The organism is Micromonospora sp. NPDC005299 (assembly GCF_042872345.1).
Taxonomy (GTDB): domain Bacteria; phylum Actinomycetota; class Actinomycetes; order Mycobacteriales; family Micromonosporaceae; genus Micromonospora.
Map to the genome: position 1 here is coordinate 47,150 of NZ_JBIAKG010000018.1, position 24,274 is coordinate 71,423.

27 protein-coding genes and 2 pseudogenes are annotated in these 24,274 nt (G+C 70.7%); 18 read left to right on the plus strand and 11 right to left on the minus strand.

Annotated features, from left to right (window positions below):
* Positions 1–175: 175 nt before the first annotated feature.
* Complete coding sequence (locus ACFYPD_RS31880) at positions 176–1,033, minus strand: glycosyl hydrolase (RefSeq protein ID WP_387121753.1); 858 nt, start codon at positions 1,031–1,033, stop codon at positions 176–178.
* A gap of 291 nt (positions 1,034–1,324) precedes the next feature.
* On the opposite strand from ACFYPD_RS31880, the gene ACFYPD_RS31885 reads away from it, so the two are divergent.
* The 8 genes from ACFYPD_RS31885 (at position 1,325) to ACFYPD_RS31920 (ending at position 8,427) form a co-directional block, all read left to right on the plus strand.
* Positions 1,325–2,353, plus strand: coding sequence for an Lrp/AsnC family transcriptional regulator (locus ACFYPD_RS31885; RefSeq protein WP_387121756.1), 1,029 nt, complete (start codon positions 1,325–1,327; stop codon positions 2,351–2,353).
* Positions 2,350–3,261, plus strand: a complete 912-nt coding sequence (locus tag ACFYPD_RS31890; RefSeq protein WP_387121761.1) for a polysaccharide deacetylase — start codon at positions 2,350–2,352, stop codon at positions 3,259–3,261. The genes ACFYPD_RS31885 and ACFYPD_RS31890 overlap by 4 nt, the downstream gene beginning before the upstream one ends.
* 53 nt (positions 3,262–3,314) lie before the next feature.
* Positions 3,315–4,628 (plus strand): MFS transporter, encoded by a 1,314-nt coding sequence (locus tag ACFYPD_RS31895; protein ID WP_387121764.1) that lies wholly within the window; start codon positions 3,315–3,317, stop codon positions 4,626–4,628.
* Positions 4,625–5,443, plus strand: a complete 819-nt coding sequence (locus tag ACFYPD_RS31900) for an SDR family NAD(P)-dependent oxidoreductase (protein ID WP_387121767.1) — start codon at positions 4,625–4,627, stop codon at positions 5,441–5,443. The genes ACFYPD_RS31895 and ACFYPD_RS31900 overlap by 4 nt, the downstream gene beginning before the upstream one ends.
* On the plus strand, positions 5,440–6,471 hold the full coding sequence (locus tag ACFYPD_RS31905; protein WP_387121770.1) for a ketopantoate reductase family protein: 1,032 nt from the start codon (positions 5,440–5,442) through the stop codon (positions 6,469–6,471). The genes ACFYPD_RS31900 and ACFYPD_RS31905 overlap by 4 nt, the downstream gene beginning before the upstream one ends.
* On the plus strand, positions 6,468–7,643 hold the full coding sequence (locus tag ACFYPD_RS31910; RefSeq protein ID WP_387121773.1) for a M20 family metallopeptidase: 1,176 nt from the start codon (positions 6,468–6,470) through the stop codon (positions 7,641–7,643). Before ACFYPD_RS31905 ends, ACFYPD_RS31910 begins: the two co-directional genes overlap by 4 nt.
* A gap of 114 nt (positions 7,644–7,757) precedes the next feature.
* Entirely contained in the window at positions 7,758–8,216 is a 459-nt protein-coding gene (locus tag ACFYPD_RS31915) for a hypothetical protein (RefSeq protein ID WP_387121776.1), read from the plus strand.
* A gap of 22 nt (positions 8,217–8,238) precedes the next feature.
* Complete coding sequence (locus ACFYPD_RS31920) at positions 8,239–8,427, plus strand: hypothetical protein (protein ID WP_387121779.1); 189 nt, start codon at positions 8,239–8,241, stop codon at positions 8,425–8,427.
* Between the two features lie 213 nt (positions 8,428–8,640).
* On the opposite strand, the gene ACFYPD_RS31925 is transcribed toward ACFYPD_RS31920, so the two are convergent.
* Positions 8,641–9,255, minus strand: coding sequence for a dihydrofolate reductase family protein (locus ACFYPD_RS31925; RefSeq protein WP_387121782.1), 615 nt, complete (start codon positions 9,253–9,255; stop codon positions 8,641–8,643).
* A gap of 285 nt (positions 9,256–9,540) precedes the next feature.
* Here ACFYPD_RS31925 and ACFYPD_RS31930 point away from each other — a divergent pair, with 285 nt between their 5' ends.
* From ACFYPD_RS31930 to ACFYPD_RS31950, 5 genes are read left to right on the plus strand one after another with little or no spacing between them, the layout of a single operon-like run.
* Positions 9,541–10,428 carry an ABC transporter substrate-binding protein gene (locus tag ACFYPD_RS31930; RefSeq protein WP_387121785.1) on the plus strand — a complete coding sequence of 296 codons (888 nt, stop codon included), beginning with the start codon at positions 9,541–9,543 and terminating at the stop codon, positions 10,426–10,428.
* 8 nt (positions 10,429–10,436) lie between these two features.
* Entirely contained in the window at positions 10,437–11,384 is a 948-nt protein-coding gene (locus ACFYPD_RS31935) for an amino acid ABC transporter permease (RefSeq protein WP_387121788.1), read from the plus strand.
* The gene (locus ACFYPD_RS31940) at positions 11,381–12,145 is read left to right on the plus strand and encodes an amino acid ABC transporter ATP-binding protein (RefSeq protein WP_387121791.1); all 765 of its coding nucleotides are present in this window, start codon (positions 11,381–11,383) and stop codon (positions 12,143–12,145) included. The genes ACFYPD_RS31935 and ACFYPD_RS31940 overlap by 4 nt, the downstream gene beginning before the upstream one ends.
* A complete protein-coding gene (locus ACFYPD_RS31945; RefSeq protein ID WP_387121794.1) occupies positions 12,145–13,767 on the plus strand; it encodes an amidohydrolase family protein in 1,623 nt (540 codons plus the stop codon). The genes ACFYPD_RS31940 and ACFYPD_RS31945 overlap by 1 nt, the downstream gene beginning before the upstream one ends.
* On the plus strand, positions 13,764–14,546 hold the full coding sequence (locus tag ACFYPD_RS31950; RefSeq protein ID WP_387121797.1) for a serine hydrolase: 783 nt from the start codon (positions 13,764–13,766) through the stop codon (positions 14,544–14,546). The genes ACFYPD_RS31945 and ACFYPD_RS31950 overlap by 4 nt, the downstream gene beginning before the upstream one ends.
* On the opposite strand, the gene ACFYPD_RS31955 is transcribed toward ACFYPD_RS31950, so the two are convergent.
* The 3 genes and pseudogenes from ACFYPD_RS31955 to tnpA form a co-directional block, all read right to left on the minus strand.
* Positions 14,429–15,442, minus strand: coding sequence for a LysR family transcriptional regulator (locus ACFYPD_RS31955; RefSeq protein ID WP_387121800.1), 1,014 nt, complete (start codon positions 15,440–15,442; stop codon positions 14,429–14,431). The genes ACFYPD_RS31950 and ACFYPD_RS31955 overlap by 118 nt on opposite strands.
* A gap of 189 nt (positions 15,443–15,631) precedes the next feature.
* On the minus strand, positions 15,632–15,775 hold the full coding sequence (locus ACFYPD_RS31960; RefSeq protein WP_387121803.1) for a hypothetical protein: 144 nt from the start codon (positions 15,773–15,775) through the stop codon (positions 15,632–15,634).
* 257 nt (positions 15,776–16,032) lie between these two features.
* Positions 16,033–16,483 (minus strand): annotated as a pseudogene (gene tnpA / locus ACFYPD_RS31965) (IS200/IS605 family transposase).
* On the opposite strand from tnpA, the gene ACFYPD_RS31970 reads away from it, so the two are divergent.
* On the plus strand, positions 16,453–17,643 hold the full coding sequence (locus tag ACFYPD_RS31970; RefSeq protein ID WP_387121806.1) for an RNA-guided endonuclease InsQ/TnpB family protein: 1,191 nt from the start codon (positions 16,453–16,455) through the stop codon (positions 17,641–17,643). The pseudogene tnpA and the gene ACFYPD_RS31970 sit on opposite strands and share 31 nt — an antisense overlap.
* On the opposite strand, the gene ACFYPD_RS31975 is transcribed toward ACFYPD_RS31970, so the two are convergent.
* Positions 17,606–18,244 carry a hypothetical protein gene (locus tag ACFYPD_RS31975; protein WP_387121809.1) on the minus strand — a complete coding sequence of 213 codons (639 nt, stop codon included), beginning with the start codon at positions 18,242–18,244 and terminating at the stop codon, positions 17,606–17,608. The two genes, ACFYPD_RS31970 and ACFYPD_RS31975, sit on opposite strands and share 38 nt — an antisense overlap.
* A gap of 307 nt (positions 18,245–18,551) precedes the next feature.
* A complete protein-coding gene (locus ACFYPD_RS31980) occupies positions 18,552–19,049 on the minus strand; it encodes a GNAT family N-acetyltransferase (RefSeq protein WP_387121812.1) in 498 nt (165 codons plus the stop codon).
* 45 nt (positions 19,050–19,094) lie between these two features.
* Here ACFYPD_RS31980 and ACFYPD_RS31985 point away from each other — a divergent pair.
* Positions 19,095–19,277, plus strand: a pseudogene (locus ACFYPD_RS31985) (transposase); the annotation flags it as partial.
* Positions 19,278–19,338: 61 nt separating this feature from the next.
* Here ACFYPD_RS31985 and ACFYPD_RS31990 read toward each other — a convergent pair.
* The gene (locus ACFYPD_RS31990; protein ID WP_387121816.1) at positions 19,339–19,764 is read right to left on the minus strand and encodes a nucleoside deaminase; all 426 of its coding nucleotides are present in this window, start codon (positions 19,762–19,764) and stop codon (positions 19,339–19,341) included.
* A complete protein-coding gene (locus ACFYPD_RS31995) occupies positions 19,761–20,612 on the minus strand; it encodes an LLM class flavin-dependent oxidoreductase (protein ID WP_387121819.1) in 852 nt (283 codons plus the stop codon). Before ACFYPD_RS31995 ends, ACFYPD_RS31990 begins: the two co-directional genes overlap by 4 nt.
* Before the next feature lie 93 nt (positions 20,613–20,705).
* Between ACFYPD_RS31995 and ACFYPD_RS32000 the strand changes: the two genes are divergently transcribed.
* A complete protein-coding gene (locus ACFYPD_RS32000) occupies positions 20,706–21,164 on the plus strand; it encodes an Lrp/AsnC family transcriptional regulator (protein ID WP_387121822.1) in 459 nt (152 codons plus the stop codon).
* Positions 21,165–21,175: 11 nt separating this feature from the next.
* Here ACFYPD_RS32000 and ACFYPD_RS32005 read toward each other — a convergent pair whose 3' ends face one another.
* Complete coding sequence (locus ACFYPD_RS32005) at positions 21,176–21,655, minus strand: MarR family transcriptional regulator (RefSeq protein WP_387121825.1); 480 nt, start codon at positions 21,653–21,655, stop codon at positions 21,176–21,178.
* A gap of 63 nt (positions 21,656–21,718) precedes the next feature.
* Between ACFYPD_RS32005 and ACFYPD_RS32010 the strand changes: the two genes are divergently transcribed.
* Together ACFYPD_RS32010 and ACFYPD_RS32015 are read left to right on the plus strand one after the other, a co-directional pair.
* Entirely contained in the window at positions 21,719–22,204 is a 486-nt protein-coding gene (locus ACFYPD_RS32010) for an SgcJ/EcaC family oxidoreductase (RefSeq protein WP_387121828.1), read from the plus strand.
* A 43-nt stretch (positions 22,205–22,247) separates the two neighbouring features.
* Positions 22,248–22,439 (plus strand): hypothetical protein, encoded by a 192-nt coding sequence (locus ACFYPD_RS32015; RefSeq protein ID WP_387121831.1) that lies wholly within the window; start codon positions 22,248–22,250, stop codon positions 22,437–22,439.
* Here ACFYPD_RS32015 and ACFYPD_RS32020 read toward each other — a convergent pair.
* Complete coding sequence (locus tag ACFYPD_RS32020; protein ID WP_387121834.1) at positions 22,436–24,271, minus strand: AMP-dependent synthetase/ligase; 1,836 nt, start codon at positions 24,269–24,271, stop codon at positions 22,436–22,438. The genes ACFYPD_RS32015 and ACFYPD_RS32020 overlap by 4 nt on opposite strands.
* Positions 24,272–24,274 lie beyond the last annotated feature (3 nt).

Sequence of the window (24,274 nt, forward strand, 5' to 3'; positions counted from 1 at the left end):
CTCATCACCCGGGCTCGGCGGTCCCCACCGCGCCTGTCACAGCAGACGACAACCGGCTGGCTGGACCTGTGTTGCGGGACCGGCCGCGGCCTAGTGCAGGCCGGGAACATCCTCGCCCGCGACGGACTCGATCATCTCGTCACCATCGTCGGCGTGGGCCTCGGTTCCTACACAGCTATCGGCAGGACGCGGGAGCGGACAGCAGGGAGTAGTAGAAGGACTTGGGGTTGCCGGCGCCGTCGCGGAGCCCGAAGCCGGGGACCATGGCGTCGGTGTAGGAGAAGACCGAGTTCCAGACGCTGGACCGGCCGGCGAGCATGCACTGGAAGTTCCAGGTGTCCTCCTCGTTGTGCCACTCGGTGGCGACCACCGGGCGACCGGCGGCGTTCCACATCAGGTCGAAGTCGCCCGCGGCCTGCGCGCTGGTCTTCGCGTACGGGTGGATGGCGAGGATGTCGGGCAACGGCGCGCGCCCGCCGATGGCGGCGAACACCGCGGCGGCGTAGTCGACGGCGTTCTGCCCACCCGACGCCAGACCGGCCATCACGAACCGGCCGGCGAACTGCGGATACGTGTTGCGGTACAGGACCCACAGGTCGGCGTACGCGGACGGCGACAGGTAGGTGCCGGGGAGGTCCGGCTCGTTGCCGATCTGCAGGTAGTCGGCGTTCCACGGCACGTAGCCGCCCGATTCGTCGGTGACGACGGCCATGACCTGAAGGCCGGCCTGCTTCAGGTCGTCGATCCGCGGCTGGATCCACTGCCGGGACACGAAACGGACCCCACGGAAGCCTTCGTCCGCGAGCCGGGCGGGTGGGGACTGCTGCCAGGCCGCCTCGTTGCTGGGGTCGATGTTGACGGCGAACAGCGATTCGCCGGAGCGCTGGGCCTCCCCGTGATCGACCGCGCCGCGCGCCGCCGCCGCAGGGGCGGTCCACGCGAGCGTCGCCACAGCGACCAGCACGACCGCGCACAGCGACGCGAGCATTCTGGCGGGCAGGGTGCGGCTCGCGTGCGGGCTTGCGGGGGCCATCGTCCACCTCCGGGGGCGACATGTGGGCCGACTGTCGGGACCCGTTATGCATATAACCAAAGGCGTCAATGCTATGCGCGTTGATGCAGCCTTCCTCCCCGGCGCGGGCTGGCTCGGCCCTTGCCCTGAAGTCGGACACACGGGCTGTCGGGCGCGTGGTGTGCCTTTGGGTCACGACCGGCGTCCCGCTACGCATCCGTGCCGATAAGTAGCAGCGCCAGGCTAATCCTCGACGGAAATCCTCATGCTATGGCCTTGCCATGCGACTTTTCGTCACGCAGGATGGGTCGCATGGATGACAGTCCCACCCTCGACGCGCTGGACCGCCGTCTGCTGGCCGCGCTGCAGCTCGACGGCCGCGCGCCCTGGGGCCTGATCGCCCGCGTGGTCGGGGCCAGCGAGTCGACCGTGCAGCGGCGCTTCAACGCGCTGCGCAACCGGGGAGCCGCGCGCGTCATCGGCGTCGTCGACGTCCTGCGGTGCGGCCTGGGGGTTCCGGTGCTGGTCCGGATCTCCTGCCGACCCGGCACCGCGGGGGAGGTCGTGGCCCGGCTGGCCGCCCGGCCCGAGGCGCGCTTCGTGGCCATGGTCGCGGGCAGTGTCGACGTGGTCGCCGAGTTCGTCGTACGGACGCACCGGGATCTCGCCCAGGTGCTCGTCCATGACCTGCCCGGCGCCGACCTGGTCACCGACACCGAGACGTTGACGGTGATGCGGACGTTCACCTCCGCCCACGACTGGGACACCGGCCTGCTCGACCAGGAGGCGGCCGACCTGCTGCGCCCCACGCCGGTGCGCCCGTTCGAGGACCAGGTCTGGGAGCGCCCACCGGACCGTCTCGACGACCTGGAACTGGCCATCCTCGCCACCCTCGGCGAGGACGGGCGGATGCCGGTCCGGGAGATCGCCGCGCAGGTCAATTCCAGCGAGTCCACGGTCGCCCGGCGCATCGACTCGATGGTCGCCCGCGGCTGCCTGCGTTTCCGCACGTTGGTGGAGCCGACGCTGCTGGGCTTCGCGGTCGAGTTCATGCTCTGGCTCGACGTCGAGCCCGCCCAACTGGACGCCGCGGGCCGCCGGCTCGCCGAGGACCCCGGCACTAAGTACCTGTCCGCCACCGCCGGCCGCTTCAACCTGTGCGCCCAGGTGTCGCTGCGCCATTTCGCGGATCTCTACCGATTCACCACCGACGTCGTCGGCGCCCTGCCGGGCGTCCGCCGTGCGGACACGACCTTGCAACTCGACACGCTCAAGCGCGCCTGGCTGCCCACCGCGTCGCACCTGTCCGCCGAGTCCGTCACCGAGAGGAGCAGCCGATGAGCGCCACCACCGAGCCGTGGCAGTGGGACGAGGCCACGTGGCGCGGCCACGTCGACCGGGTCCGGGCAGGACGTCGGCTGGCGCCCCCGTGGCCGGGCGGCGCCAAGGTCGCGGTCGCCATCTCCTTCGACTCCGACCACGAGACCATTCCACTGCGCGAGGGGGAGACGCGCCCCGGCAAGCTCGCCCAGGGCGAGTACGGCTCCCGGGTTGGCGCGCCCCGCATCCTCGCCGCGCTGGCGCGGCACTCGGTGCCCGCCACCTTCTTCATGCCGGCCGTGTCGGCCCTGCTCCATCCCGACGAGGCGCGCGGCTATGTCGACGCCGGACACGAGATCGCCGCGCACGGATGGATCCACGAACGCAACATGCTGCTTCCACCGCAGGACGAACGTGAGCTGGCCGCGCGGGCCCTGGACACCCTGGAGACGATCACCAGGGTCCGCCCGGTCGGGGTACGCACCCCGTCCTGGGACTTCTCCGACGCCACCCTCGGGATCATCGCCGAGCTCGGGCTGACCTACGACTCGTCACTCATGGCCGACGACGACTGCTACGAGCTGCTCGCCGACGGCCGTCCCACCGGCATCGTCGAGCTGCCGGTGGAGTGGATCCGCGACGACGCCCCGTACTTCATGATGGAGCGCTACGGCTCCCTGCGGCCCTACACACCGCCGCGCGACGTGCTGCAGCTGTGGCGCGACGAGTTCGACGCCGCCCGTGCCGACGGCGGCCTGTTCCAGCTCACCATGCACCCGCACATCATCGGCCACCGCGCCCGGATGGTCGTGCTCACCGAGCTGCTCGACCACATGGCCTCCTTCGACGACGTCTGGTTCGCCACCCACGCCCAGATCGTCGAGCACGTGCGGACGGAGCTGTCGACGCCTGTGACGAGCACCGACTAGCCGACGGCAGGCCGTCCCCCCACCCTTCCACCGCGACCACCCGGAGGTTCGCCGTGACCGCCACCACCACGACCGCACCCACCCGTGCGCCGGCCGTCCCCCTCACCGACAAGCAGCGCCGCGCCGTGATCGCCGGTTCGATCGGCAACACGGTCGAATGGGTCGACTGGGCCCTCTACGCCTCGTTCGCGCCGATCTTCTCCGCGCAGTTCTTCCCGAAGGGTGACGCGGGGGCGGCCCTGCTGGCCACGCTGGCCGTGTTCGCCGTCGGGTTCCTCATGCGTCCCATCGGTGGTGCCCTGCTCGGCAGCTACGCCGACCGGCACGGCCGCAAGGCCGGCATGACGTTGACCATCGCGATGATGGCCGGCGCCGCGCTGATCATCGCGATCTGCCCGCCGTACTCGGCCATCGGCATCCTCGCACCGGTCGTCCTGGTGCTCGCCCGTCTGGTGCAGGGATTCTCCGCCGGTGGAGAGTTCGGCACGTCCTCGGCCTTCCTCATCGAGTCCGCGTCGCCCGGCCGCCGGGGATTCATCGGCTCCTGGCAGCAGGTGTCCGTCGGCGCCGGCGCCCTGATCGCCTCGCTGCTGGGCACGCTGCTGACCCGTACCCTCAGCGACGACGCCCTGGCCACCTGGGGCTGGCGGGTCGCATTCGGCGTCGGCGGCCTGCTCGGCCTGGTCGGGCTGTGGCTGCGGGTCTCGGTCGAGGAGACCGACGCCTTCACTGAGCTCGCGCAGCGGCGTGCGGGGCAGCCCAAGCCGCAGCCGGTGAAGGACATGCTGGTCAAGCACCCCCGCGCCGCGCTGCGGGTCGTCGGGATCACCATCGCCGGCACCCTGCTCTACTACATGTGGGTCAGCTACATGCCCGGCTACGCCCACACCGCCGAGGGCATCCCGCTGACCACCGCGTTCCTCGCCAACACCCTGGCCATCGCGATCTTCCTGGTGCTGCTGCCCTTCGGCGGCAAGCTGTCGGACCGCTTCGGTCGCAAGCCCACCCTGCTCGCGTTCGCCATCGGCTTCCTCCTGCTGGTCTGGCCGGCGTTCCAGATCATCGGCGGGGGCTTCTGGTCCCTGTTCCTCGTCGAACTCGCCGGGGTCTTCTTCCTGGTCGGCTACTCCGCCAACTGCGCCGTGGTGATGGCCGAGCAGTTCCCCGCCGACGTCCGCACCACCGGCATCGGCCTGCCCTACGCGCTGGCCGTGGCGATCTTCGGCGGCACCGCCCCCTACGTCACCACGTGGCTGGCCACCCACGGCCACCGCGACAAGGTGTGGATCTACGCCGCCGCGGCCGCCGTCATCGGGATCGTCGTCTACGCCACCATGCCGGAAACCAAGGGCAAGGAAATCCGATGAGCAAGCACGTCCTGGTCACCGGTGCGGCCAGCGGAATCGGCGCCGCGATCGCCGCCCAGTTCGCCAACGACGGCTGGGCCGTCACCGGCGTCGACCTCCGCCAGGCCGAACTGCGCGCCACGCTGGCCGCACTGGGCACCGACACCGACGCCCACGTCGCCGACCTCGCCGACCTCGCCGATCCGGCAGCACCAACCCGCGTCGTCATCAAGGCCTGGGAGCGCGGCGGACCGCTGGACGCCGTCGTCAACGCCGCCGGCATCTATCCCGCCCGGAGCTTCCTCCACCTCGACGCCGCGGTGTGGGACCGCGTGCAGGCCGTCAACGTCCGCGCGCCGATGCTCACCACCCGCGCCTTCGCCGAACTGGCCGTCGCGACCGGACGGACCGGCAGCGTGGTGAACATCAGCTCCGGCGCCGCCCTGCGAGCCCGCCCCGGCGCCGCCCACTACAGCACCTCCAAGGCCGCCCTGGAGATGCTGACCAGGGCCGCCGCCGTCGAGCTGGGCGCCGCCGGCATCCGGGTCAACGCCGTCAGCCCGGGGTTCGTCACCGTCGACAGCGAGGCCAACCCGGTGACCGAGGAGTACGCCGCCGCCGTCTCGGTGAACCCGCTCGGCCGGCGCGGACGACCGGACGACATCGCCGCCGCGGTCGCCTGGCTCGTGTCGCCGGCCGCCGAATGGGTCACCGGCACCGTCCTGCGGGTCGACGGCGGCGCCTCCGCCGGCACCACCACCCTGCCGCCGCACTGGCCCGGCCTCAGCGACGTGCAGGCACCCGATCCGCACCCCACGCAAGGAGCAACCCTGTGACTGTCCGCAGCTACACCATCGTCGGCGCCGGGGCGATCGGCGGCACCGTCGCCTGGCACCTCGCCCGGGCCGGGCACCAGGTCACCGTGGTGGACGCCGACCCCGCACACGTCGCCGCCATCGCCGAGGACGGAATCGTCCTGGAGCGCGCCGGAACCCGGCAGGCGCAGCGGGTCACCGAGGCTCTGACGCCCGACCAGGTCACCGCCCCGCTCGAGCGGGTGCTGCTGGCCGTCAAGGCGCACGCCACCGACGGGGCCGCCGCCTGGCTCGCCAAGCACCTCGCCGACGACGGGTTCGTGGTCAGCCTGCAGAACGGGCTCAACGAGAACGTGATCGCACGCCACGTCGGCGCCGACCGCACCATCGCGGCCTTCGTCGACCTGTTCGCCGACGTCACCGCCCCCGGAGTCATCACCGACGGTGGGGCCGGCGCCATGGCGATCGGCGAGCTGACCGGTGCGGTCACCGACCGGGTACGCACCCTGGTCCAGGCCCTGCAGGGCTGGGGTCCCGCCGTGGCGAGCGAGAACGTGGCCGGCTTCCTGTGGTCGAAGCTCGGCTTCGGCGCGATGCTCACCGCGACCGCCCTGGCCGACGACGCGATGGGGGACCTGCTCGACCGGCACCGTCCCGCCGCGCACACCCTCGCCCGTGAGGTCTTCGCGGTCGCCGCCGCGGAACGCATCACGCTGGAGCCCTTCGACGCGTTCCAGCCCACCGCCTACACCGGCGGCGCGAGCCTGGCGGACGCCGACGCTGCCACCGACGCTCTCGTCACCTGGCTGGGCACCCAGACGAAGACCCGCAGCGGCATCTGGCGGGACATCGCCGTGCGGCGTCGCGCCACCGAGGTTCCCACCCAGTACGCGCCGGTGCTGGAGGCGGCCGAGCGTCACCACATCGACGTGCCGGTGTTGCGCGCGATGCTCGGTCAGCTCGCCGAGGTCGAGGCCGACCCGTCGACCATGAGCGAGAGCCGGCTGACCGCACTGGACCAGATGGTGGAAGCGGAGGCAGTCCGATGAGTGTGGACACTCACCTCGACCTGGGTCTGCTCGACAGCTTCCTGCGCGCGCATCGTGACGACATGCTCGCGGACCTGGCCGCGTACGTCCGGCTGGAAACGCCCAGCGACGACCTCGACGCCCTCGCCTGCGGCCGCGACTGGGTCGGCGCATGGGTAAAGGAGCGTCTGGGCCACCCGGCCGCTGCGCGCACCGAGCCGGGCGGTGACCACGGCGACACGCTCGTGCTCGACTATCCGGGAACCCCGCAGGGTGTCGCAGCGGCACCGGTCGCCGTGCTGGCCCACTACGACACCGTCTGGCCGCTGGGCACCATCGAGGACATTCCGTTCAGCGTCAGCGACGACATCATCCGCGGGCCGGGGGTCTTCGACATGAAGGCCGGCCTGGTGCAGGCGGTGTGGGCGCTGCGCGCCCTCGACGCGCTGGGGCTGCCCCGTCCTCCGGTGCGCTTCATCCTCAACGGTGACGAGGAACTGGGCAGTCCCGCGTCGCGCCCCGTCATCGAGGAAGCCTGCCGGGGCGCGGCTGCCGTCCTCGTGTTCGAGGCCAGCGCGGACGGCGCGGTCAAGACCGCCCGCAAGGGGGTCGGGCTGTTCGACCTCACCCTCACGGGCGTCGAGGCCCATGCTGGGCTCGACCCCACCGCGGGCGCCAGCGCCATCACGGCGCTCGCCGAGTTCGTCCTGCACGCCACCGCCCTGACCGATCTTGAGGCCGGTACGAGCGTCAACGTCGGCGTCGTCGCCGGCGGCACCCGCCGGAACGTCACCGCCGGCTCGGCGCACGCCGGCATCGATGTGCGGGTCGCCTCCGCCGCGGAAGCGGAGAGGGTGGAGCGGCAGCTGCGCGAGTGGCGGCCGAGCAACCCGTTGGTCCAGGCGCGGGTCGACGGCGGGTGGAACCGTCCTGTCATGGCGCGGACGCCGGGCATCGCCGACCTGTTCGCCCGGGCCCGGGGGCTTGCTGCTCAGCTCGGCTTCGAGCTGCGGGAGATTGCGGTCGGCGGCGCCAGCGACGGCAACTTCGCCGCCGCTCTGGGGTTGCCCGTGCTGGACGGCGTGGGCGCCGTCGGGTCGGGGGCGCACGCCCGCGACGAGCACGCCACCGTCTCCGGCATGCTCGAGCGGGCCGCTCTGGCGGCAGGGCTCGTGAGCTCGCTCGCCCACTGAGCTCGGCTGCCCGGCAAACAGGTCCATTCGGCAGGCCGCCCGAAGAATCGTGCCAGCAGCCATTGACACGTAGAAGGTTTCCTCCAACGATCCCTATCCATGAAGGCGAGTCGGGTGGGTGCCGCGGTCCGTCGCACGCTGTTGTGCTCTCTGCTCGCCGGGTCGCTCGCGGTGTCCCCGGGCGGGGTGTCGGCGGCCGCGGCGGCACAGACGGGCGTGTCCGCGGCATCGGCCACCCTGGCCGGCTACCCGGTGTGGGCGCACTTGAGCGACCCGACCGCCGGACGCGACTACACCATCCTCGCCGAGTTGCAACGGCTGATCGACGCCACGCCGGCCGGGGCCACCATCAGGGCGGCGATCCACTCCCTCAGCGTCGACTCGGTGGCCGACGCGCTGGTGCGGGCCCAGACCCGCGGGGTCGCCGGACGGCCCATTGCCCCGGTCACACTCCACCGCGGGCGGCGAGGGTGTGCGAGCGGTAGGCTGTCGGAGCGGGCGCACCATGGCCTATGGCCGTCGGCCAGGCAGGCGCCCGCTTCCCGCGCCCGGCTTGCAGCTGCCAGCCACTGAGTCGTGCGCTGCCTCGCATCTCTTGGAGCAGATTTTGATCGATATGACGTCGCCCGCGCTGAATCCCTTCTCCGCGGCTGAAGGTGGGGCTACCGACCGCGAGCGCGAGCGGGCCGTGGACGTGAGCGCAGCCATGATGACCCGCCTGCGCACCCCGTTCCTGCACGAGGGCGCTGACGGTGCTACGGCTGACGAGACCGTCCGGCGCTGAAGGGAGCTCCCTCTGGGTCGAGAGAGGCGTCGTTTCAAGCAGCGCAGCGCTTCCATCCGCGTCTTGCCCGCGGCGTAACAGGCGCGTCCTTCGGTGTCGTGGCGTAGCTGGACGACGGTCATCCACCTGTCGTACCGCAATCCGCGGTATCCGGGTTCCGGTGAGGAACCTCGGCTCCAGTTCCTGGCCGGTCTCGACGTTCCAGCAGGCCGGCTAGTTCCCGGCGGGCACCTGATCCGTGACGTCGGCGTAGCCGACCTTCGCGGGCGCCGCGGTCGGCGCGTAGATCACGCGGATCACGCCCGTCGGAAGGGCCTCCGTCGCCGTCACCCGGAAGTGGTACGGCGTGTCCCCGTCGTCGAACAGCTTGCGGCCCTTACGCGCCGCCACCGGATGCACCAGCAGGCGCAGTTCATCGACCAGCCCGGCGGCGAGCAGTTGCTGTACCACGGAGATCGACCCTGGGATGAGGATGCCTCTGCTGCCGGCATCGGCCTTGAGCGCGGTGACCGCGTCGACAAGATCGCCTTTGATCAGCTCCGAGTTGCGCCAGGAGAACTGCAGCGGCTGGCGCGACACGACCACCTTGCGCATGTCCCCGAGTTGCTTGGCGAACGTCGCGTCGTCCCCACCGGCAGCCTCGCGGTCGGGCCAGGCCCCGGCGAAGCTGTCATAGGTTTCGCGGCCGATGAGCAGCACGTCGCCGCTGTCGTAGTCCTCGCCGACGGCACGACCCATGTTCTCGTCGAAGTACGGGAAGTGCCAATCGGGGTCGATCTCGGCCACACCGTCGGCCGAGATGAACAGCGTGGAGATGACCTTTGCCATTCGGTGGTCCCTTCGAGTCAGGTGGTGTCGACAGGTAGACCGCCGCAGCATCTCAAATTCATCGGCCGGGCCAGAGACCGATCCGTCAATCGATGGCGACGGCCCCAACCGAGTCTGGCCGCTCCGGCGACGACAGCTTCGTAGGGATAAGGTGCCGGTTGCCACGTCTCACCCCCGCTGGTGAGCATCGAAGATATGGGTGCTCACCCCGCAAAGCATTCGGGCTGTTCATGCTGACCGATCCCGGATAGGGTCCCCGCCATCGTCTCAGGCAGGAGGTTTCCGGTGGTCAGGAAGCGTGCGCTTCATATTGTCGTCGGTCTCGCCGCACTCTCGCTCGCCGTCACCGGCTGCGGGCGCTCGACCAGCGGTCAGACGCCGCAGGCCGGTGCCTCCGCCTCAGTCGCCGCCGACGCCAAGGCGGCCGACCTGGTCCCGGCCGCCCTCAAGGAGAAGGGCGTCCTACGGGTCGCCACCGCCGAGGGCTACCCGCCGATGGAGATGTACAAGGAGGGGACCCAGGACCTGATCGGCGTCGACCCGGAGCTGGCGGCGGCGATCGCCGGGCGGCTCGGCCTGAAGCTGGAGATCACCAACGCCAGCTTCCCCGGCCTGATCCCGGGTCTGCAGGCCGACCGGTGGGACCTGGCGATGTCCTCGATGAGCGACACCGAGGAGCGCCGCAAGGCCGTCGACTTCGTCGACTACTTCCAAGCCGGCGGCGCCATCATGGTGGCGAAGGGCAACCCGGCCGGGGTGAAGGACCTGGCGGACCTGTGCGGCCGCGCCGTGGTGCTCGCCAAGGGCAGCTCCAACCTCGCCATCGGCGAGAAGCAGAACACCTCGTGCGCCAAGAAGATGACCATCTCGCAGAGCGAGGACGCCCCGACCGGCCTGCTGCAGATCGACGCCGGGCGCGCGGTGGCCACCATCGTCGACTACCCGGTGGCCAAGATGCTGGCCCAGCAGAGCGGCAAGTACGAGGTGCTGGAGGCCCAGTACGAGGCCGGCCCGTGGGGCATCGCGATCGACAAGAAGGACAGCCAGCTGCGTGACGCCGTCCAGCGGGCCCTGCAGGAGCTGATCGAGGCGGGGGAGTACGCCAAGATCCTCGAGAAGTGGGGCGTGCAGGGCAGCGGTGTGCAGACCGCGACGGTCAACGACCAGAAGTGAGCACCCCGGTGGATGCGACCGTCCCGGGCCCGGCTTCGGCCGGGCCCGCCGGCCCGGAGACGCCGGAGGCGAACCGGATCAGCCACCCGCTGCGACCGGGGCGCTGGCTGGCCGCCGGGGCGATCGCCCTGATCCTGGCCTGGCTGGCCTGGGCCATCGCGATCAACCCGAACCTGCACTGGGACATCGTCGTCAAGTACCAGTTCGACCGGGTCATCCTGGAAGGGCTCTGGGTCACCGTTCAGCTCACGGTCGCGTCCATGGTGCTCGGTGTGGTGCTCGGCGTCATCGTGGCGCTGATGCAGGTCTCCGACAGCCGCATCCTGCGCGCCGGCGCCATGGCCTACGTGTGGTTCTTCCGCGGCACGCCGCTGCTGGTGCAGCTGATCTTCTGGTTCAACATCGCGCTGATCTTCCCCGAGATCGGGCTGGGCGTGCCGTTCGGCGGCCCGAAGCTGGTGACCTGGGAGACGAACACGCTGGTCACTGGATTCGTCGCGGCGCTGCTCGGGCTCAGCATCAACGAGGGCGCCTACATGAGCGAGATCGTTCGGGCCGGCCTGCGCTCGGTGGACCCCGGCCAGCAGGAGGCCGCGGCGTCGTTGGGCATGTCCCGCCTGAAGATCCTGAGGCGGGTGGTGCTGCCGCAGGCGATGCGGATCATCGTTCCGCCGACCGGCAACCAGTTCATCTCCATGCTCAAGACCACCTCGCTGGTCTCGGTGATCGCCGGCGCCGACCTGCTCACCGTCGCCCAGCGGCTCTACCTGACCAACTTCGAGGTGATCGCCCTGCTGATCGTCGCGTCCCTGTGGTACCTGGTCCTGACCACCGTCGCCAGCATCGGCCAGTACTACCTGGAGCGCCGGTTCAGCCGCGGCTTCGGCGCCACCGCGCCGGGAGCCCTGCGCGGGCGGATCGCCCGCAACCTGCGCTTCACCGGGAGCGCGCGATGACCCCGCCCATGGTGCAGTGCCGCTCCCTGCGCAAGAGCTTCGGCCGCCTCGAAGTGCTGCGCGGCATCGATCTGACCATCGAACGCGGCCGGGTGGTCTGCGTGGTCGGCCCATCCGGCTCCGGCAAGTCCACCCTGCTGCGCTGCCTCAACCACCTCGAGGAGCCGCAGGCGGGCCGGGTCTACGTCGACGGCGAGCTGATCGGATACTCCGAGCGCGGCGGCCGGCTGCGGCCACTGCCGGACGCGCGGCTGCGCCGCCAGCGCGAGTCGATCGGCATGGTCTTCCAGCGCTTCCACCTGTTCCCGCACCGCACCGCCCTGGAGAACGTGATGGAGGGCCTGGTCGCGGTGAAGGGCGTCCCGACCGCCGACGCGCGGCGGCGCGCCGCTGACCTGCTCGACCGGGTCGGACTGGCCGACCGCGCCCACCACTACCCGGCACAGCTCTCCGGCGGCCAGCAGCAGCGGGTGGCCATCGCCCGCTCGCTGGCCATGTCGCCGAAGCTGATGCTCTTCGACGAGCCGACCTCGGCGCTCGACCCGGAACTGGTCGGCGAGGTGCTGGAGGTGATGAAGGACCTCGCGGCGAGCGGGATGACCATGATCGTGGTGACCCACGAGATGGGCTTCGCCCGAGAGGTCGGCGACCACCTCGTCTTCATGGACGAGGGCCTGATCGTCGAGCAGGGCCCACCCCGGGAGGTGCTCGCCGCGCCGCGGCACGACCGTACCCGCGCCTTCCTGTCCAAGGTGCTCTGATGGCCCGGCTGGACCTGCTGGTCACCGGCGGGGACGTGGTCGACGGCACCGGCTCGCTGTCCCGCCTCGCCGACGTGGGCGTCCGCGACGGGCGGCTCGTGCTGCTGCCACCGGGCAGCCGCACTCCCGCTGCCGAGGTCATCGACGCGACCGGGCTGGTCGTCACGCCGGGCTTCATCGACGTGCACACCCACTCCGACCTGCTCGCCGGGGATGACGAGGAGCGGGAGGTGCTGCGCCGGGCGCCGCTGCTCCAGGGCGTCACCACGGAGATCTGCGGCAACTGCGGCATCAGCCCCTTCCCGGTCCCGCCGGAGCGCACCGGACCGGTGGGGGAGCTGATCGCCGCGACGTTCGGGCCACCCGCGTCGGCGTACGGGTCGTTCACCGAGTTCGCCGACGCGCAGGGCGTGGCCCGGCGCAACCACCTCGCCGCCCTCGTCGGCCACGGCACGCTACGCGCCGCGGTGGTCGGCTTCGCCCAGCGGCGGGCCACACCTGCGGAAATCCAGCGGATGTGCCACCTGCTCGACGAGGCGCTCGCCGCGGGCGCGGCCGGCCTGTCGACCGGCCTGATCTACTCCCCGGGCGTCAACGCCGGCACCGACGAGGTCATCGCGCTGGCCCGGGTCGCGGCCACACACGGCAAGCCGTACGTGACACACCTGCGTGACGAGATGTCCCAGGTCGAATCCGCACTCGAGGAGGCCATCGAGATCGCGACCGCGGCCGGATCGGCGCTGCAGGTCTCCCACCACAAGACCGCGGGTCGGCGCGCCTGGGGCGCCACGGTCCGCACCCTCGCCCGACTGGAACAGGCGCGCGCCGACGGGCTGGACGTCACCTGCGACGTCTACCCGTACACCGCGGGCAGCACGGCCCTGCACGCGATGTTGCCGCCGTGGCTGGTCGCCGACGGGGTACCGGCGATGCTCACCGCCGCCGCGGAGCCGGCGATCCGCGACCGGATCCGCCACGACCTGGTCGCCGGCGTGCCAGGCTGGGAGAACACCGTCGGCAACGGCGGCTGGGATCTGATCCGCGTCGCGTCCGCCCCGAACAACCCCGACGCCCAGGGGCACACCATCGCCGACCTGGCCGCCGCGCGCGGCGTCGATTCCGTCGACTACGCCTGCGACCTGCTCGCCGCCGAGCACGGCGATGTCACCATCCTCAGCCACTCCATGCACGAGGACGACGTACGCCGGGTGCTGGCCAGCCCGCTGACCATGCTGTGCTCGGACGGCGTACCGAAGGGGGGCCGTCCCCACCCGCGGTGGGCGGGCAGCTTCGCCCGGGTGCTCGGCCACTACGTTCGCGAGGTGGGACTGCTGGAGCTGGCGGGCGCGGTGCACAAGATGACGGCCATGCCCGCCCGCCGCTTCGGCCTGCGAGACCGCGGGCTGCTCGCCGACGGGTACGCCGCGGACCTGGTGGTTCTCGACCCGCGGCAGGTCGCCGACGGCGCCACGTACGCCGATCCGCTGGCGCCGCCACACGGGGTGCGGTGCGTGCTCGTCGGCGGCCGGGTCGTCGTGGACGACGGCGAGGTCACCGACGCGCGGCCGGGCCGGGTGCTGGCCGTACCGGATCGGCAGCGCGCCGTGCCGGGGCGGCGATGAGCCCGGCGGTGCGGGTCGGGGCGATGGTGCGGCGGCTGGACGACGACCGTACCCTCTCGACCGACCCCGACCTGGTCCTGCCGCTGGCCAGCGTCGGCAAGGTGCTGCTCCTCGGCGAGGTGGCCCGGCGGCTCGCCGAACGGACGCTCGCCGCCGGCCAGCCGGTCGAGCTGCTCGACGCCGACCGGGAGGTCGGCGGCACCGGCCTGCTCGGCCAGCTGTCGCCCCGGCGGTGGACCGTCGCCGACCTGGCCACGGCGGTCGCCACGGTCAGCGACAACGCCGCCACCAACGCCCTGCTGCGGCTGGTGACCCTGGACGCCGTGCGGGACCTGGCCCGCCGCAGCGGGCTGCGGGACACCACCGTGCACGACCGGATCCGCGCCGAGCGCGGCCCCGGCGTACCGGAAACCTTCGCCACCGGCACCGCCGGAGAACTCTGCGCCTTCCTCGCCGAGGTGGCCAACGGGACCTGGCAGAGCCCGCAGGCGTGCCAGCTGCTGCGCGGCTGGCTCGCCGGGAACACCGACCGCACGATGGTCGCCGACTCGGTCGGCCACGACCCGTGGTCGAGCGACGGCGTCCGGGTGGAGAACAAGACCGGCACCGACACCGGGGTACGCGCCGACACCGGGATCGTGTCCGGCCGGCACACCGTCGTCTATGCCGTGATCGCCGCGTTCGCGCCGGGATCTGAGCGGGCCGCCGTGGCCGAGCTGCGCCGCTGGGGTGCGGCGGTCGACCGGCTCGCCGGCGCCCACCGTTGCGACAGCTCCTGACTGAGCGTCGACGCCGTGTCGCGCAGCCGCTCGACGAACCTGCCGACCACCGGGTTGGGGTTGCCGGGACGCAGCGCCACGCCGATCTCCCGGTACAGCTGGGCGTGGGCGAGCTGCCGCACCGCCACCCCGCCGGGGTTGCGCAGGCCGAGCGACGGTACCAGCGCCACTCCGACACCGGCCCGGACCAGGCCCAGCACGACCTCATAATGATCACTGCGGCAGCGGATCCGCGGCGCGAAGCCTTCCGCCCGCGCCGCCAGCTCCAGCACCGACACCTCGCCCTGCACGCCGAGGGTGGTGATCCACGGTTCGGCAGCAAGGTCTGCGAGCCGAAGCCTCCGCCGGCGGGCATGCGGATGATCCGCGGGAAGCACCACCAGCTGCGGGTCCACCATCAGCGGCTCGACCTTCGCGTACGGCGACTCCTGCGCCGGGCTCAGCGGATGGTCGAAGACCACCACCAGGTCCAGCTCACCCTGGTGCAGGCGGGGCAGCAGTTCGTGCGGCTGCCCCAGGATCAGCGCCAGCTCGACCTGCGGATGCTCCCGGGTGAAGCTCGACAGCGCGCGCGGCAGCAGTTCGGTGCCGGCGGTGGCGAAAAACCCGATCCGCAGCAGTCCCTGGCGGCCCTCGCCGTGGGCGGCCAGCTCGTCGCGGGCCGCCGACATCAGATCGACGATCTGCTGCGCGTAGTCCGCCAGGCGCTGGCCCGCGACCGTGAGCCGCAGGCTGCGCGGCCCCCGGTCCACGAGCGCCACCCCGGCCTCCTGCTCCAACGCGGCGAGCTGGTGGGAGACCGCGGACGGGCTCAGCTGAAGCCGCTCCGCGGCGGCGACGATGGTGCCGTGGCGGGCGATCTCCAGGATGACCTGCAGGCGTGCGGTGTTGAACATCGGCGGGTTGCCTCCCTGCTCCGAGGCGGTGCGGCCAGCTGTTGACCTTCACCGGCCCACACTCTCGCATGCCGGCTGTTTCTGCCTCGCGCCGACAACGACGGCCCCTACGCCCCGCCGTCGCCGCAGGCCCAGGCCAGGGGGCCGGCTGAGCTTCAGCCGTGCAGTTCCGAGTGCCTGTCGCCCGGGTCAGGACCGGGCGTCGCGCGACGTCCATCCCTGCCGGTAGAGGTTGTCGAATCCGTCTAGCAGGAGGTCGAGCGCGAACTCGAACTCGAGCTGGTCGTCGCAGCCTCGGCCGACGACCAACCCCCCGTCGTGAGGGGTGGACATTGTTATCTCCGATGTGGGGATACCTGCCAGGCAGTTCGCGGAACATGGCAGGCTGCATCTCCGGGTCATCCGGCAGCGGTGAGCCGGAAAACAGTTCCTGTGTGAACCCCCACACCCGACTGCAGAGAGCGTGCATCACGTGGTGGTTGAGGTCAACAAGGAAGCCGCGGCCCGGAAGGTGCCGACGATCGAGTTCAGCAGTCGATAAGGCGGGAGTCCCGGCCGTTTCACGGCCGGGAGGAATGCCGTTATGGCCGCTACGTTGGCCTTTTCTGGTTTTCGATGTACTCCTTGACCACCCCGAGGGGCGCGCCGCCACAGGAGCCGGCGAAGTGCGACGGCGACCACAGGTGGTTGCCCCACAGGTAGCAGCTGAGGTGCTCCCGTTCCTGCCGCAGGTAGCGGGCCGACACGCCTTTGGGGCTGTTGACCAGTTTCGACAGCGCGACAGTGGGCGGGTAGTGCACGAGCAGGTGCACGTGTTCGGTTCGCCATTGAACTCGCGCAGCTCGGCGCCGAAGTCGGCGCACACGTCCCGCATGACCTGTTCGCAGCGGGTGAGGATCGGATCGGTGAGCCCCTCCGCCGATACTTTGTGGTGAAGACCAAATGCACGTGCAGGTTGTAGACAACGCTGCGTCCGCTTCGAACATGCGGGTCCGGGGTCCATCCAGGACATGGACCGGCGCTACGGTGGTCAGGTGAAATTGGTTGTGCAGGTCAAACTCCTGCCGACGCCCGAACAGGCGGCGACGCTAAAGGCGACTCTGCGGGCGTGCAACGCCGCCGCGTCCGAGGTGGCCATGGTGGCCCGCGAGAGGGCGGTCTACCGCAACTACGACCTGCGCAAGCACACCTACGCGGGCATCAAGGCTGACTACGGCCTGGGCGCTCAGGCCGCCCAGCACGTGATCAAGAAGGTCGCCGACGCCTACACCGTCCTGAAGGCGAACATCAAAGCTGGCCACCTCGGCAAGCCTGGCTCGAAGCGCCGTCGGCGGGCTGAGGCCGCCCCGATCGCTTTCCGGCCGAACGCTGCCCAGCCCTACGACGCCCGGATGCTGTCCTGGCAGGCAGACGCCCGTACCGTGTCCATCTGGACCATTCGAGGCCGGCTCAAGGACGTCGCCTACACCGGCTCGCCCGATCAGCTCAAGGCCCTCGCCACCAGCAAGACCGGAGAGTCGGACCTAATCCACCGTGACGGCATGTGGTTCCTGTACGCGACGGTCGAGGTAGCCGAGGCGGACCCGTACGATCCGGACGGCTTCCTCGGCGTCGACATGGGCATTGCCAACATCGCCTACGACTCCGACGGAACCCGCTATGCCGGGACCCGGCTCAACGGCTACCGCCGACGACAAACCCGGCTGCGGGCCAGGCTGCAACAAAAGGGCACCAAGTCAGCCAAGCGGCTGCTGGTCCGGCGTAACAAGAAGGAAGCGCGGCACGCCGCGAACGTCAACCACTGCATCGCCAAGACCATCGTGACCAAGGCTGCACGCACCGGCCGCGGCATCGCCGTCGAAAAGCTGACGGGAATCCGCGACCGGGTCCGGCTGAGGAAGCCTCAACGGGTCACACTCTCCTCGTGGTCGTTCCACCAACTCGGCTCCGCCCTCGCCTACAAGGCCCGCCGGGCGGGCGTACCGCTGGTCGAAGTCGACCCCCGGTACACATCCCAAACCTGCAACGGCTGCAAACACCGCGACAAGCGCAACCGGCCAAACCAGGAAACCTTCCTCTGTCGGTCGTGCGGGGTCGTTGCCCACGCCGACCACAATGCAGCCCTCAACATCGCAGAACGCGGTGCCGAGGACTGGGGCGCAGTCAATCGCCCGCACGCGGCACCATTCTGCAACCAGTAGTGGAACTGATCCGCAAGCCCGCCCATTCATCGGCGGGTTGTTGACGTAGTCCAGTACGACTTCGGGCGGCACGCGATGACGCGCGACGCCCAGGGGTGGGGCAGTAGGGCCGTCGCGCCGAAAGGATGCGCCGCCGGATTGCCGACTTCCAGTCAGTGTCGTCGGCCCCGAAGGGCGGACCCCGAGCCGCGCCATCGCCGCGCGCCAGAAGTCCAGGTCGCAGGGCACGTCGGCGGCGATCACCAGCGCTCGCCCGGCGCCGCAGGGCGACCTTCACCGCGCACGGCTCGCCGGAGCCGACCTCGACGAGCACGGGCTGGGCGGCGACGCCGGCCAACCGCTGCGCGTAGCCGTCCCGGACCTCGGCCCGGCCCGCCGCCCAGCCCTGCCCCAGCACCGACGGGAAGGACTGCGGCCCGTCGTCGACGCGGCCGGTGACGGTCAGCGCGAGCGCGTCGGCGAGCAGCGTGCACCGGGTGCCATCGTGATCCCGCTCTGGCAGGACGCCGTGCAGCAGCAGCCGACCGCCGCCGTGCAGGTGCTCGACCAGCCGCTGCTGCACCTCCCGCCCGAGCGTGGCGGCGCTGGCCAGCGCGATCACCGGCGGCGTGTCCGCCGGCAGCGGCGACTGGAGGTCGACGGCCGGGAACGAGTAGCCGGCGAGCAGGGTCGAGCTGCGTCGGCGGGCACCGCGAAACCAGTGCGGGCTCGCCGCCGCCCTGTCGGGCCTGTGGATGACGCTGTTCTACCCCCGCCCACCGACCGACCACGTGCTGGTGACCCCGATCCGGCTGGTCTTCGGCTCGGCGATGCTCTGCTGCATCGCCAGCCAGTGACGGGGATACGCGGTGTTCTTAGCTGCTTCCCGTGCCGATCCTGACCGCTGTCCGGGCGCCGCCCGGGACGTGTCACGAGGTGCGCGGCAGCGCCAGCCAGTCCGGCCAGGTGATGTCGCGGCCCAGAAAGCGGGGCTGCTGGAAGGGCCAGTCGGCGGCGATCCACTGCGGCACCAGCGCGTCGAGCGCGCGCTCCACCTCGCCGCCGACAAGGTCGTCCACCACCCACCAGGAGACCTCGCCGTCGGAGCCGGTGCGCTCGGGCGGGTCGATGTAGACGCAGCCGAGGATCGCGGTCTCCTCCTCGTCCAGCAGCGCGTAGTTGAACGACTGGTGCGCGGCTATCTCCTTCTCGTGCCGCAGCAGGTCGATGCGGTCCTCTTCATAGGTCATCGTCTCTGGGGGCCAGGCCCACGCCGGGCCGAAGATCTCCCACAGGCGCTCTCGGGAGCCCATCACGGCGGGGTAGTCGAGCGCGGTGTCCGCCTCCCGGATCGGTCGCAGGTGAAGCGCAGTGTTGGGCACGGGCACGTAGACGGGGTGGACGAAGTCGTCAGGCAGCCAACTCATAGGGGCCGAGGCTACAACCGGTGGGTGCGGGATGATCCAGGAGATGAGCTTCCCGGCTGCGCAGGCCTCACCGCCGCAAAGATCAGCGCCGAAACCGTAGGCGTGGCCCGGTTCCGCACCTTCGCGGCATTCGCCATGCACGCGGGCATGGCGCCAGTCCCAGTCTGGACCGGCAACCGAACCAGGTTCCGCCTCAACCGAGGCGGTGCCCGCCAGCTCAACACCGCATCGCAGTCACCCAGCTATGCATGCACTCGCCGGCCACCTGGCAAAGACCTCGACACACGCCCTAGTAGTAGTTGTCGATGGGCCGGCGCGCCTCGTCGAACAGCGCCGGCCCCTCGTACCGCACCGCCGGCAGCGGCGGGGTGGCCGGCTTGATCTCCTCAAACTGTTCTGCGGACAGGGCGTACACCACCCGGCCGAGGCCGGACCGGGCGATCGCGGTCGCACACATCGGGCAGGGCTGGCAACTGGTGAACATCGTGGTGGCGGCCGCCAGGTCGGGGGCGAGTTCCCGAGCGGCCCAGCGGGCCAGCTTCAGCTCCGGGTGGGCGGTGATGTCCGAGTCGGAGACCACGGTGTTGTGGTCCTCGATCAGGACGGTGCCGTCCGCGCCGGCCAACAACGAGCCGAACGGCCGTTCGCCGGACGCCCCGGCGTTGCTGGCGAGTTCCACGGCACGGCGGAGAAGCTTCTCGTCGTCGGGGGTCATCGGTTCTCCTGGGATTTGTGGTACGCGGCCACGGCCGCGAGGGTCTGCCAGGCGCGCTCGGGCTGGCGGATCTCGGTCAGGTCGCCGTTGAACGGGTCGAGCACCACCGTCTCCGCGCCGAGCAGACGGATCTGGTCGATGTCAGCGATGATCTGGTCGATGGTGCCGACACCGGCGAGCCGGTCCGGAGCGGTGACCGCTTCTCGGGTCTCGCGGAGTTTGATGCGCGGCGTCAACGCGGGCACCGGGCGGCCGAGTTCGTCGGCGTTGGCTTTCAGCCGCCCGGCTGCGTCCGCCAGCCATCCGGGCGTAACGCTCAGCGGGTGCCAGGCGTCACCGAGCAGCGTTGCCCGACGCATGCCGGCGTCGCTGTTGCCGCCGACCCAGATCGGGATCGCGGCCGTGTCGTAGTCGTCGGTGTTCCGCCAGGCGTCGCGCATGGCGCGCAGGTACTCATCGGTCAGCGCGCCGCGCCGCCGGAAGGGCACGCCAAGCGCCTCGAACTCCTGCCGGGCCCAGCCGACGCCGACGCCGAGGACGAGCCGGCCGCCGCTGAGCCGATTGAGGTTCGCCGCCATCCGGGCGGTGAGCAGCGGGTGCCGGTACGGGACGATGAGCACCGTGGTACCCAGCCGGACCCGGCGAGTCACCCCGGCCAGCCAGGACAGCGTGGTGAACGGCTCGTAGAACGGTGCCGGATACTGCTCGGCCACGTCTGGGGTCACCGCGATGTGATCGGAGACCATCAGCAGGTCGAAGCCGAGGCCCTCGACCGTCTGCGCCCACTGTCGCAGCACGTCGGGGTCGGTGCCCGGGGCGAAGTTCGGTACGTTCACACCAATTTGCACGGGTCCCACGCTAGCCGCCACGCATCCGGGGTGGAACACATAGTTCCCGGCCTTTGCTGGGCTTCGCCGTGAATCCGCCGGTAGATTTGCCCTATGGCCGAGAATCTTGACGCTATCGATTGGTCCATCCTGACCGAACTGCAGGGGGACGGCCGCCTGCCCATCACCGAGCTCAGCCGCCGGGTCCAGTTGAGCGCGTCGGCCACCAGCGAACGGGTGAGGCGGCTGGAGTCGAGCGGTGTGATCAGCGGATACCGCGCCGAGGTAGACCTGTCCAAGGCGGGCTTCGCCGTGCTCGCGGTGATCCGGCTGAAGTACCCCGGCAGTCGGCACGAACCGCTGCACCGGCTACTGGAGCGACGGTCGGAGATCCTGGAGTGCCTGCGCACTACGGGAGACGACTGTTACGTGCTGAAGGTGGCCGCGACGTCGATGGCACACCTCGAACAGGTCGTCAACGAACTCGCTGCCTTCGGTAGCACCACCACCAACGTGGTCTACAGCGCCACCCTGCCCTACCGCGGCCCGCGCCTGACACCGCCCCACTCGTGAGCCCGGCGTGATCAGCGGCCCTGGGGCGGTGCGGGGACCATGCTGACCCGCGCCGCCTGGTCTTCTTGAACCTGGCGGGCGGTCTGTAGAAAGTCGAGGATCGTGGCGAGTTGGTCCTTGTTGTACCTGCCGAGGGCCTGTGCTCCGGCAGCGCCGACAGGTAGATAGATGTCTTGTTCAGCGGTGCGCGCGGCGTCCGTTGCGGTGACGAGGACCCGCCGTCGGTTCTCGGCGTCACGGGCACGGCGGACCAGGCCGGCGCGTTCCAGGCGGTCGATGACCGTGGTGGTCGCCGCTGGGCTGAGCTTGAGGGCGCTGGTGAGTTCCCCCGCCGACAGCGGACCCCCGTTGGCGAGCACGAGATCCATCGCGCGCAGGTCAGTGCGGTTGAGGCCGAGCCGAGCGGCGGCCGCTTCGTCGAAAGCGTCGAAGCTCTGCTGGAGCAGCCGCAGTTGCATCGCTACGTCCCGGACGAGACCTTCCTTCGACATTCGAAACCTTCTGCTATCGTAGTTTCCGACAATCGAAACGATACCAGTTTTGCGGAGGGCGCGATGACCACCGACGACCGCCAGATCCAGGAACTGTTCGGCCGACTCATGCAGGCCTGGACCGACAACGACGCCGTCGCCTACGGGGCCTGCTTCACCGAGGACTCCGACTACGTCTCCTACGACGGAACCCGCGCCATCGGCCGCCTCGACATGCAGAACGCCCACGACCAGCTCTTCCGCGGCGTGCTCGCCGGTTCCGCACTCGTCGGTGACGTCGAGTCGATCCGGCACGTCGCTTCAGGGGTGGCGATCGTCCACGGCACCGCCTCGGTGCTGATGCCCTGGCGCTCGAAGCTGCCCAAGCGACGCCTGTCCCGCCAGACACTGGTCGCCGTGCGCACCGACCGTGGCTGGCGGTTCACCGCACTGCACAACGGGCGGGTGCGTCCTGTGCAGATTCCGCCCCCGAATTCGCTGCCCTCGCGGATGGCTCAGGCCATGGGCCACGCAGCCCGCCGCGTCGGTGTGGGCCGGCCTACGGCCTGAACATCGGCCCTGCCCTGGGCGGCGTCATCGGCGGGTACTGGCCATGACCTTCTATGTGGAGCTCCTCCTGGGCAAAGCCGCCGCGGGCCTGCTGTTCGGCGTGGTCGTGGCGGTGCTGCTGCGGGATGCGCCCCCGCCGCGATCCGACCAGGACGCCGCGCGGTCGGCGGCAGTTGAGGACGGGTCGGGCTCGGGACGGGATGCTGTCTCAGCGCTCTTAAGAAATGCGCCCTAGTGGCCGGTGTAGAGGGCTTCGATCTCGGCGGCGCGGTGCCGCTGCACCACCTCACGCTTGATCTTCAAGGTGGGGGTGAGTTCACCGTTGGCCTCGCTGAAGTCGTCGGGCAGAATTCGGAAGGTCTTGATCGCCTCCGCCTTGGAGACAGAGCTGTTCGCCCGGTCGATCGCAGCCTGAATGTCGCCGCGCAGGGCGGGATCGTCGCGCAGTTCCGCCACCGATGCGCGCGGGTGACCGTGAGCGGTCCGCCACCGCAGCCATGCCTGCGGGTCAATGGTGATCAGAGCCGCGGCGTACGGCTTGGCATCGCCGAGGAGCATGCAGTTGCTGACCAGCGGGTCCGCGCGTACCCGATCCTCCATCGGTGCGGGCACAATGTGCTTGCCGGCAGCGGTCACGAGGATCTCCTTGGTGCGTCCCGTGATACGCAGATATCCGTCGTCGTCGAGGCTGCCGAGGTCGCCGGTGCGGAACCAGCCGTCGGCGGTGAACGCCGCGCGGGTGGCGGACGGGTTGTTCCAGTAACCCTGGAACACGACCTCGCCGCGGACGAGGACCTCCCCGTCGTCGGCGATCGCCAACTCCACGCCCGGTAGCGGCCGCCCGACCGTGCCGATCCGCATCGCCGACGGCTGGTTCGCCGCCAGCGCCGGGGAGGTCTCGGTCAACCCGTACCCTTCCAGCGCCGTCAGGCCGGCCCCGCGGAAGAAGTGCCCGAGCCGCTCACCGAGGGGGGCGCCGCCGACGATCGCGACGCGGCACCGTCCGCCGAGCGCCGCCCGCAGCTTCCGGTAGACCAGCAGGTCCAAGACCCGCCGCGCCAGCCGCAGCGCCGGGCCAGGGCCGGACGGGCGGTCGAGGGCCCGGCTGTACCGCACCGCCACCCGGTCCGCGATGGCGAAGAGGCGACCCTGGTGGTTCTCGATGGCCTTCTGCCGCGCCCGGTTGTACATCCTCTCGAACACTCGCGGCACCGCAAGGACGAACGTGGGCCGGTATCGACGTAGCTGATCCGTCACGCCGCTCATGCTGGCGCTGTGCACCATCGTCGCCCGGGTCTGCACCATCCCCACCTGGATCATCCGGGCGAACGAGTGCGCCAACGGCAGGAAGAGCACCGTCGACGCGCTCTCATGGAACAACTCCGGCAGCACCGCGACCGCGTTGCCGACGTCGAGACCGATGTTGCGGTGCGTCAGCACGCAGCCCTTCGGCCGGCCCGTCGTCCCGCTGGTGTACACGATCGTCGCCACGTCCCCGCCCGACACCGCGCCACGGCGGGCCTGCACCTGCTCGTCGTCGACGCTGCGGCCCCGAGCCGCTGCCTGAATCAGGTCACCGGCGTCGATCTGCCACACCTGCCCCAGCCCCGGCAGCCTGTCCCGCACGCCAGTCAGCATCGCGGCGTGAGCAGGTGTCTCCACCACGCACGCCACCGCGCCGGAGTCGGCCAGGATCCAGGCCAACTGATCGGCACTCGCGGTGTCGTACACCGGAACGGTCACCGCACCGACCGTCCACACCGCATAGTCGACCAGGGTCCACTCGTAGCGAGTGCGGCTCATCAACGCCACCCGGGCCCCTGGCTCGACCCCTGCGGCGATGAGTCCTCGCGCCAACGCCCGCACGTCGTCGCGGAACTGCCGGCAGGTCACCGCACCCGCGTCGCCGACGCCGGACTGCTGCGCGGGCCACGACCGGACGTCCGGGTCCGGGCGCAGAAACTGCACCGTGTCCGGTTTGCGCCGCGCGTTGTCCCACACCACGTCGGCCAGCCCCGCCGACTCGCCGACGGTCACCTCGGGCTTCACCGCGACGCTGCCCCGCATGCC